The following is an 8786-nucleotide window of genomic DNA, read 5'->3' as shown; positions in this document are numbered from 1 at the left end:
AAAAATCACGACTAATCATTTACATTAGATAATTTTTTAGAATGATAAAAACACGTCACTACTTAGTAGTGGCGTGTTTTTTTATATAATTTATGATATAATAATAGAGTTAAAAATCGGATTGACGTAAGTCGATATTAAGTGTGAAATTTATATAAAAGAGGTATATTATGAGTGATGTAAAAACATATGTAGCAGGTCATAAAAGCCCTGATACAGATTCTATTTGTTCTGCTATTTCCTTTGCTAATTTCTTAACACAAATGGGTACACCAGCTACTCCAGTATGTGCAGGTGAAGCAAATAAGGAAACAACATACGTATTGAATCATTTTGGTTTTGAACACCCTCAAATCGTTAAGAATTGGGAAGAATTTGCTCCAGAAGGTGGTAACTTATATTTAACAGACCACAATGAATCTAAACAAATCATTGACGGTTACAAGTCTATGAATATGTGCGGCGTTGTGGATCATCACCGCATTGGTGATTTCGAAACTGATGGTCCTGTATTTATGCGTTTAGAACCAGTAGGTTGCTCTAATACAATCATTACTAAATTGTACATGGAAAACAATCAAGAAATTCCTAAAACTATTGCTGGTTTGATGTTGTCCGCTATCATTTCTGATACTGTTTTATTCCGCTCTCCAACATGCACAGAAACAGATAAAGAAATGGCACATAAATTGGCGGAAATCGCTGGTGTAGATATCGAGTCCTATGGCCTTGATATGTTAAAAGCTGGTGCAGATATTTCTGATTTGACTAACGACGACATCGTTCGTACAGACATGAAAGAATTCTCCGAAGCAGGTAAAACAATTTCTATCGGTCAAATTTCCGTTATGGATACAACAGACGTATTGGCTAAACAAGGTGAATTAGTACAAGCGTTAGAAGCTCTTCGCAGTGCTAATAACTATGATGCATCTTACATCATGATTACAAATATTCTTGATGAAAGTACTACATTGTTATTCAGCGGTGATGTAGAAGCTGTAGTAACAAAAGCATTCGAAAAAGAAGTTAAAGATAATGGCGTATTCTTGCCAAATACTATGTCTCGTAAAAAACAAATCGTACCACCAATTCTTGGTGCTATGAAATAGTATAGTAGTATACAAAGGGAAAAGAACGTTGCTTGCAACGTTCTTCTTCTCTATTTATATGATTATGAAACTATAGTATATGTAAGGGCGATAGGGGTGTTCCGATGAATTCATTATTAACAGGTTTAAATAAAGAGCAACAACAAGCCGTTCAACATACGGAAGGCCCTTTATTGATTTTAGCCGGTGCAGGATCTGGTAAAACAAAGGTTTTAACTGTTCGTATTGCACATTTATTGGGTCAAGGTGTTAATCCTTATGAAATCTTAGCTATTACTTTCACCAATAAAGCGGCAAAAGAAATGAAAAGTCGTGTAGAAGGTTTAGTAGGTGATGTAGCTAATCGAATTTGGCTCAGCACATTCCATAGCTTCTGTGCGAAATTTTTGCGTTTTGAATTAGATAACTTCTTAGGTTATAACAGTAATTTTACAATCTACGATACATCTGATTCGCAAGCTGTTATTAAGGCTGCTTTAAAAGCATTAAACCTCGACGATAAATATTATCCTGTAGGTGCTATGATTGGTGCCATATCTGATGCAAAAAATAAATTGTTATTTGCCTCAGATTTTAGAAAGCAAGCGAGAGACTTTTACCAACAAAAGGTTGCTGATGTATATGAGTATTATGAACGGGAATTGCGTAAGAATAATGCTCTAGATTTTGATGATCTTTTATTGGTAGCTGTTAAATTATTGCAGTCCAATGAGGCTGTGTTAGATAAATATAGCAAGCGTTTTCGTTATGTTATGATCGACGAATATCAAGATACGAACCATGCTCAATATTTATTGGCTAAATTATTAGCCTCTCATTGGAAAAATATTGCCGTTGTAGGTGATGCTGATCAAAGTATTTACGCATGGCGTGGCGCAGATATTCAAAATATTTTGGACTTTGAAAAGGATTATCCGAACTGTACATCCATCAAGTTAGAACAAAACTATCGTTCTACAAAGATTATTCTTGATGCAGCGAATGCGGTAATTGAAAATAATGAAGGTCGTCCTAAGAAAAATTTATGGACCGATAAGACAGAAGGGGCTAAAATTCAGCATTTTACGGCTCAGTCTGAACATGAAGAAGCTGCTTTTATTGGCGATACAATTGCTAAAAAGCACGATATTCATGGTGTGCCTTATGGTGATATGGCTATTTTGTACCGTACAAATGCTCAATCTCGTGTACTTGAAGAAGCACTGATTAAACGGGCTCTGCCATATACGATGGTAGGGGGCACGAAGTTCTATGATCGTAAAGAAATTAAGGACGTTTTAGCTTACTTACGCGTGTTATATAATCCATTCGATGATTTGAGCTTATTACGTATCATCAATGTACCTAAGCGTAGTATTGGTGCTACTACAGTGGCAAAACTACAAGATTATGCTCGTGCAAATGGCACGTCCTTGTTTATGACATTAACACAGCTGCATCTAGTAGATACGATTAAAGGTAAGACAAAGGAAAAGTTAGAGGAATTTGGTATCCTTATCTTTACTCTCGTAGCTGAAATGGAAGATAAAACTGTACTTGATATCTTAGAATCTATTCTTGATAGAACCGGATACTTGGCACAATTAGAAGAGAGTACAGATCCACAAGATCAGGCTCGCGCTGAGAATATCGGTGAACTTTTATCTGTAGCTAAAGACTTCCAAGATACAAATCCAAATGGTACAGTGGAAGACTTCTTGGAACAAGTAGCACTCGTAAATGATGTTGATTCTTTCGAGCAAGAAGAGTCTAAAGTGACATTAATGACATTACATGCTGCGAAAGGTTTGGAATTCCCTATTGTATTCTTAGGTGGCTTGGAGGAAGGTTTATTCCCTCATAGTCGCACCTTGATGAACCCTGAGGAAATTGAAGAGGAACGCCGCCTTGCTTATGTAGGTATTACTCGTGCTGAAAAGGAATTATATATTTCTAATGCCACTACGCGTACCGTATTTGGACGCACTAGCAGCTATTTACCATCTCGTTTTATCGATGAAATTCCAGAAGAATTAGTAGATGGTTTGCGTGCTAAGCGTAAAGTACCTGATGATATTAAGCGTCATGTGCCGCAACATATGAGTGTCACAAGCCGACCAGTTACAAAGCCAATCGTTCGTAATGAAGTAATTGCTGACTGGAAGGTTGGTGATACGGCTATTCATAGTAAGTGGGGCAATGGTAAGGTTATTAACGTTGCCGGTGAAGGGGCTGGCATGAAGCTAACTATTGAATTCCCTACACAAGGTGTACGTGTGGTCATGGCTAAATTTGCACCGGTTAAAAAGGGATAAAACTTGTGTATGGCAGTTAACCTCTCTACCTTGCTTGTAAGGAACGTATAGAATGTTACTGTACAGTAAAAGGGATGTAATATGAATCCGAAAGATAGAATTAAAGAGTTACAACAAGAGCTAACTCATGCGCAGTATTTATACTACGTAAAAGATGCTCCTACAATGAGTGACTTTGAATATGATAAAAAATATCGTGAGCTTGTAGATTTAGAAACAGCTCATCCAGAATATATTGTGCCGTCTTCTCCAACACAACGGGTAGGTATGAAGGTGGAAGGCTCCTTTGAAAAGGTCGTCCATGGCCGCCCTATGTTGAGCTTATCTAATGTATTTAGTGCTGATGAAGTACGTGCATTTGCTAGTCGTGTAGAGAAGGAATTAGGTCATAAGCCTTCTGCTTATGTGGTAGAACTTAAAATCGATGGTTTAGCTGTTAATTTGCACTATGAGAACGGCATGTTTGTACGTGCTGTAACACGTGGTGATGGTCGCGTTGGTGAAGACGTAACTGCTAATGTGCGTACTATTAAATCCATTCCTTTATATCTAGAGGATGCGCCAGAATTTATCGAGGTTCGCGGTGAAGCGTATATGCCTCATAGTGAATTTAAACGTATAAATGAAGAACGTGACGAAGAGGGCTTGCCTACCTTCGTAAATCCTCGTAATGCAGCAGCTGGTTCTTTGCGTCAGCAAGATCCTGCCATTACGGCTAGTCGTAATTTAGCATTCTTTGCCTATGCAATCGGTTCTGAAGTGGGGGCTAATATTCATAGCCAAGAGGAATTATTACAAAGCTTGGAAACGTTCAAGTTTTCTGTAAACCCTCATTACCGCGTATGCAAAACAATTGACGAGGTCATAGACGCTATTAATTATTGGGGTGAAAAGCGCCATGAGTTGCCATACGATACAGATGGTATGGTAATTAAGGTCAATAGTTTTGAGGACCAAGAGGTACTTGGCAGTACTGCGAAGGATCCTAAGTGGGCTACAGCTTACAAATATCCTCCAGAAGAGGTAGAGACCATTCTTAAGGATATTACTATTAATGTGGGGCGTACGGGGGTTCTTACTCCAACTGGTGAATTGGAATCTGTATTCGTATCCGGTACAAATGTAAGTCGTGTAACATTACATAATCAAGACTTTATCAATGAAAAGGATATTCGCATTGGTGACCACGTTATCATTCACAAGGCGGCTGAAATTATTCCAGAAGTTATCCGCGTAGTTCCTGAAAAACGAACTGGTTCTGAGGTGCCTTTCACAATTCCTAACACATGTCCAGTATGCGAATCTCCTACAGTTCGTCGCGAAGGAGAAGCGGCTGTACGTTGTACGAATAAACATTGTCCTGCTATTGAGAAAGAGCAAATTATTCACTTTGCCTCTCGCGATGCTATGAATATTGATGGTTTAGGTCCTAGCATTGTAGAAAACCTCATCAATAACAAATTAATCACTAATGTTGTTGATTTATATCATTTAACAGTAGATCAACTAGTTACCATGGATCGGATGGGTAAGAAATCTGCAGAGAATTTGGTGAAAGCCATCGCAGACTCTAAAACTCGTGGATTAGACCGCGTATTGTATGGCCTCGGTATTCGCCTAATTGGATCTAAAGCAGCCGGCACAATTGCTAACGTTGTGAAATCTATGGAACGATTCTTGACAATTACTAAAGAAGAATTGGTGGCGGTAGAAGAAATCGGTCCTACTATGGCAGATAGTATTGTTGAATACCGTCAAGATCCTGCTCATGTAGAAATCATAGAAGGTTTAACAGCGGCAGGACTTAAGATGACTGTAGATGTTGTTGAAGCAGCAGGCAACCAAATGGAAGGAGAAATCGTCGTTCTCACAGGTAAACTTGAAGTTATGGGCCGCAGTGAAGCTGGTAAGATTCTTGAAGCTCATGGGGCTAAGGTGACAGGTTCCGTTTCTAAGAAAACAACCCTTGTTATTGCTGGCGAAGACAGTGGTAGTAAGCTTACTAAAGCAAATGAATTGGGTATTCGTGTTATGAATGAAGAAGAGTTTGTAGAACTCCTACGCGAACTCGGAGAAATCCAATAGACATACATTCTACAATATTTTGAAAATATATATTATTTGCTTTATAATAAATAATTATGAAAGGATGTGTCTCGATGAAAATCAGCCAAGAGGAAATAAAAAAAATCGCCTTACTTTCACGCTTGGAAGTTAAGGAAGAACATATGGCACATGTAGAAAAAGAGTTGTCCGACATCTTGACTTATGTTGCTGAACTAGATGCATTAGAACTTGATGGTGTGGAGCCTATGGCTCATGCAGTACCATTGCACAATGTATTTAGAGAGGATGAAACAAAACCATCCCTTGATCATGATTTAGCTTTATCCAATGCTCCAGAAGCAGAGGATGGGTACTTTAAAGTACCTCGCGTTGTACAAGAATAGGAGGTTTCGCTGTGGCAACAATTCATGAATTACACAAGAAACTAGTGAATAAAGAAATCAGCGCTGTTGAATTGACGAATGCTGTTATTGCACATAAAGCGAAAGTGGAACCGACTGTACATGCGTACTTATCCGATTCTCATGATCGTGCTTTGGCTACAGCTAAGCTTGTAGATGAAGCAATTGCTAAAGGTGAAGCTATTTCCCCATTGGCAGGTATTCCTGGTGCAATTAAAGATAATATTTGTATTAAAGATGAACCTGCAACATGTGCATCTAAAATGTTGGAAAACTTTGTGCCTCCATACAATGCATCAGTTATTGAACGTTTACAAGACAATCATTACATTAGCCTTGGTAAACTTAACATGGACGAATTTGCCATGGGTGGCTCTACAGAGAACTCTGCATTAGCTAAAACTACTAACCCTTGGAATGCTGATTGCGTACCAGGCGGTTCTTCTGGTGGTAGTGCAGCCGCTGTATCCAGCGGTTCTGCTATTTGGGCTCTTGGCTCTGATACAGGTGGGTCTATTCGCCAACCAGCATCCTTCTGTGGCGTTGTAGGTTTAAAACCAACATACGGTAATGTATCTCGTTATGGCTTAATTGCCTTCGCATCCTCTTTGGATCAAATTGGCCCTGTTACACGTGATGTAACAGATGCAGCGTTAGTATTAAATGCAATCTCTGGGCATGATACAAAAGATTCCACATCTATTCCAGGCACTCGTGTAGACTACACTACAGCACTTGTAAATGATGTTAAAAATCTAAAAATTGGTGTACCAAAAGAATTCTTTGGTGAAGGTCTCAATAGCGAAGTTCGTAAAGCTGTGGAAGAAGCTATCGAAACATACAAAAAATTAGGTGCTGAGATCATTGAGGTTTCCTTGCCTAATTCTAAATATGCATTGTCTGCATACTATATCATCGCATTGGCAGAAGCTAGCTCCAACTTGGCTCGTTATGACGGTGTAAGCTATGGTATGCGGGTACCTGCAGATAACTTAGTAGATATGTCTACTAAAACTCGCACAGAAGGCTTTGGTCCTGAAGTACAACGTCGTATCTTGTTAGGAACTTATGTATTGAGTGCTGGTTACTATGATGCTTATTATTTGAAAGCATTGAAAGTTCGTCGCCTTATTAAAAACGAATTTGACGAAGCATTCTCCAAGGTGGATTTGATTTTGACACCAACTGCACCTAATACATCCTACAAATTTGGTGAAAAAGCTAATGATCCATTAGCAATGTACTTAGAAGATATCTGTACAGTACCAGCAAATCTTGCAGGTATTCCAGGTATTAGCATCCCAGCAGGTATGAGTAGCAATAATTTGCCAATTGGCTTACAATTACTTGGCCCTGCTATGGGTGAAGAAACATTATTACGTGCTGCTTTCACATTTGAACAAGCACGTCCAGACTGTCAATTAGTAGCACCAACTGGGGAGGTTTCTCTATGAGTAGTAAATACGAAACAGTCGTTGGTTTAGAGGTTCATACAGAGCTTAAGACTAAGTCTAAAATCTTCTGTGGTTGTACCACTGAATTCGGCGGCGATCAAAATACACATGTATGCCCAGTATGCCTTGGCTTACCTGGTGCTATGCCTGTGTTAAATAAACAAGTAGTAGAATTTGCTATCAAGGTTGGTTTAGCATTGAATTGTGAAATTCTAAACTTCAATAAATTTGACCGTAAAAACTATTACTATCCAGATTTACCTAAAAACTATCAAACATCTCAATATGATTTGCCAATTTGCTTAAATGGTCATTTGGACATTGAAGTAAATGGTGAAACTAAACGCATTGGTATTACGCGTATTCACATGGAAGAAGATGCAGGTAAACTCGTTCACAGTGGTAACACTATTTCTGATTCTAAATCTTCTAACGTTGACTACAACCGTACAGGTGTTCCTCTTCTTGAAATCGTATCTGAACCAGATATTCGTTCTGGTGCAGAAGCAAGAGCATATGTTGAAAAACTACGTTCCATCTTGCAATACTTAGAAGTATCTGACGGTCGTATGGAAGAAGGCTCCTTGCGTGGTGATTGTAACGTATCCGTACGTTTGCGTGGTACTAAAGAGTTTGGTACACGTACAGAAACTAAGAATGTTAACTCCTTAACAGCTATTCAAAAGGTTGTTGAATATGAAGCCTTGCGTCAAGCTAAGTTGATCGAAGCTGGCGGTAAAGTAGATCAAGAAACACGTACTTGGGATGATGCTCAAGGCATTACGATTGGTATGCGTAAGAAAGATGAAGAAAACGATTACCGTTACTTCCCTGAACCAGACTTGGTACCAATTGTAATTACGGACGAAAAAATCGAAGAAGTACGTCGTGCGTTACCTGAATTGCAAGATGCTAAGATTGAACGCTTTGTATCTGAATATGGTTTGTCTCGTGAAGACGCAACAATCCTTACTGTATCTCGTAAAACTGCAGATTTCTTAGATGCTACTGTAAAAGCAGGTGCAGATGCTAAGACTGTGGCTAACTGGATGCTTGGTGACTTGTCCAAGATGATTAATGAAAGTGGTTTAACATTCGCTGAATCTAAAGTAAGCCCAGAAAACTTGGCTGGTATGATTGCTCTTATCGATAAAGGTACAATCTCTGGTAAAATTGCGAAAAAAGTTATCGTATCTATGTGGGAATCCGGCAAGGATGCTGATACTATCGTAAAAGAAGAAGGTCTTGTTCAAATCACAGATACTGGTGCTATTGAAGAAATCGTTAAGCAAGTTATTGCTAATAATCCACAACCAGTGGCAGATTTCAAAGGTGGCAATGGTAAGGCTATTGGTTTCTTAGTAGGTCAAGTTATGAAAGAATCTAAAGGCTGTGCTAACCCAGGTATGGTAAATCAATTGCTTCAAAAATACTTGAAAGACTAATTTGCCCGTTAGC

At 38.8% G+C, this 8786-nt stretch carries 6 protein-coding genes; all 6 read left to right on the top strand.

Annotated elements, in window-relative coordinates; translation table 11 throughout:
• Positions 1–170: 170 nt before the first annotated feature.
• Complete coding sequence (locus tag HMPREF0874_RS01965) at positions 171–1112, top strand: manganese-dependent inorganic pyrophosphatase (protein WP_008601052.1); 942 nt, start codon at positions 171–173, stop codon at positions 1110–1112.
• Between the two features lie 104 nt (positions 1113–1216).
• Positions 1217–3406, top strand: coding sequence for a DNA helicase PcrA (gene pcrA / locus HMPREF0874_RS01960; RefSeq protein WP_008601050.1), 2190 nt, complete (start codon positions 1217–1219; stop codon positions 3404–3406).
• Between the two features lie 81 nt (positions 3407–3487).
• Complete coding sequence (ligA, locus tag HMPREF0874_RS01955) at positions 3488–5491, top strand: NAD-dependent DNA ligase LigA (protein ID WP_008601049.1); 2004 nt, start codon at positions 3488–3490, stop codon at positions 5489–5491.
• A gap of 74 nt (positions 5492–5565) precedes the next feature.
• Positions 5566–5856: an Asp-tRNA(Asn)/Glu-tRNA(Gln) amidotransferase subunit GatC gene (gatC, locus tag HMPREF0874_RS01950; RefSeq protein WP_004696952.1), complete on the top strand. Its 291-nt coding sequence runs from the start codon at positions 5566–5568 to the stop codon at positions 5854–5856.
• Positions 5857–5867: 11 nt separating this feature from the next.
• A complete protein-coding gene (gene gatA, locus HMPREF0874_RS01945) occupies positions 5868–7328 on the top strand; it encodes an Asp-tRNA(Asn)/Glu-tRNA(Gln) amidotransferase subunit GatA (protein WP_008601046.1) in 1461 nt (486 codons plus the stop codon).
• Positions 7325–8773 carry an Asp-tRNA(Asn)/Glu-tRNA(Gln) amidotransferase subunit GatB gene (gene gatB / locus HMPREF0874_RS01940; protein WP_008601043.1) on the top strand — a complete coding sequence of 483 codons (1449 nt, stop codon included), beginning with the start codon at positions 7325–7327 and terminating at the stop codon, positions 8771–8773. Before gatA ends, gatB begins: the two co-directional genes overlap by 4 nt.
• Positions 8774–8786: the final 13 nt, after the last annotated feature.

Origin of the sequence: Veillonella sp. 6_1_27 (genome assembly GCF_000163735.1) — a bacterium.
Classification (GTDB): domain Bacteria; phylum Bacillota; class Negativicutes; order Veillonellales; family Veillonellaceae; genus Veillonella; species Veillonella parvula_A.
This window is presented reverse-complemented; position numbering and strand designations above follow the sequence as displayed.

Bases quoted from the DNA above. Each gene is read 5' to 3' on its own strand.
- HMPREF0874_RS01965 (WP_008601052.1), top strand. From the start codon at position 171: ATGAGTGATGTAAAAACATATGTAGCAGGTCATAAAAGCCCTGATACA.
- pcrA (WP_008601050.1), top strand. From the start codon at position 1,217: ATGAATTCATTATTAACAGGTTTAAATAAAGAGCAACAACAAGCCGTT.
- ligA (WP_008601049.1), top strand. From the start codon at position 3,488: ATGAATCCGAAAGATAGAATTAAAGAGTTACAACAAGAGCTAACTCAT.
- gatC (WP_004696952.1), top strand. From the start codon at position 5,566: ATGAAAATCAGCCAAGAGGAAATAAAAAAAATCGCCTTACTTTCACGC.
- gatB (WP_008601043.1), top strand. From the start codon at position 7,325: ATGAGTAGTAAATACGAAACAGTCGTTGGTTTAGAGGTTCATACAGAG.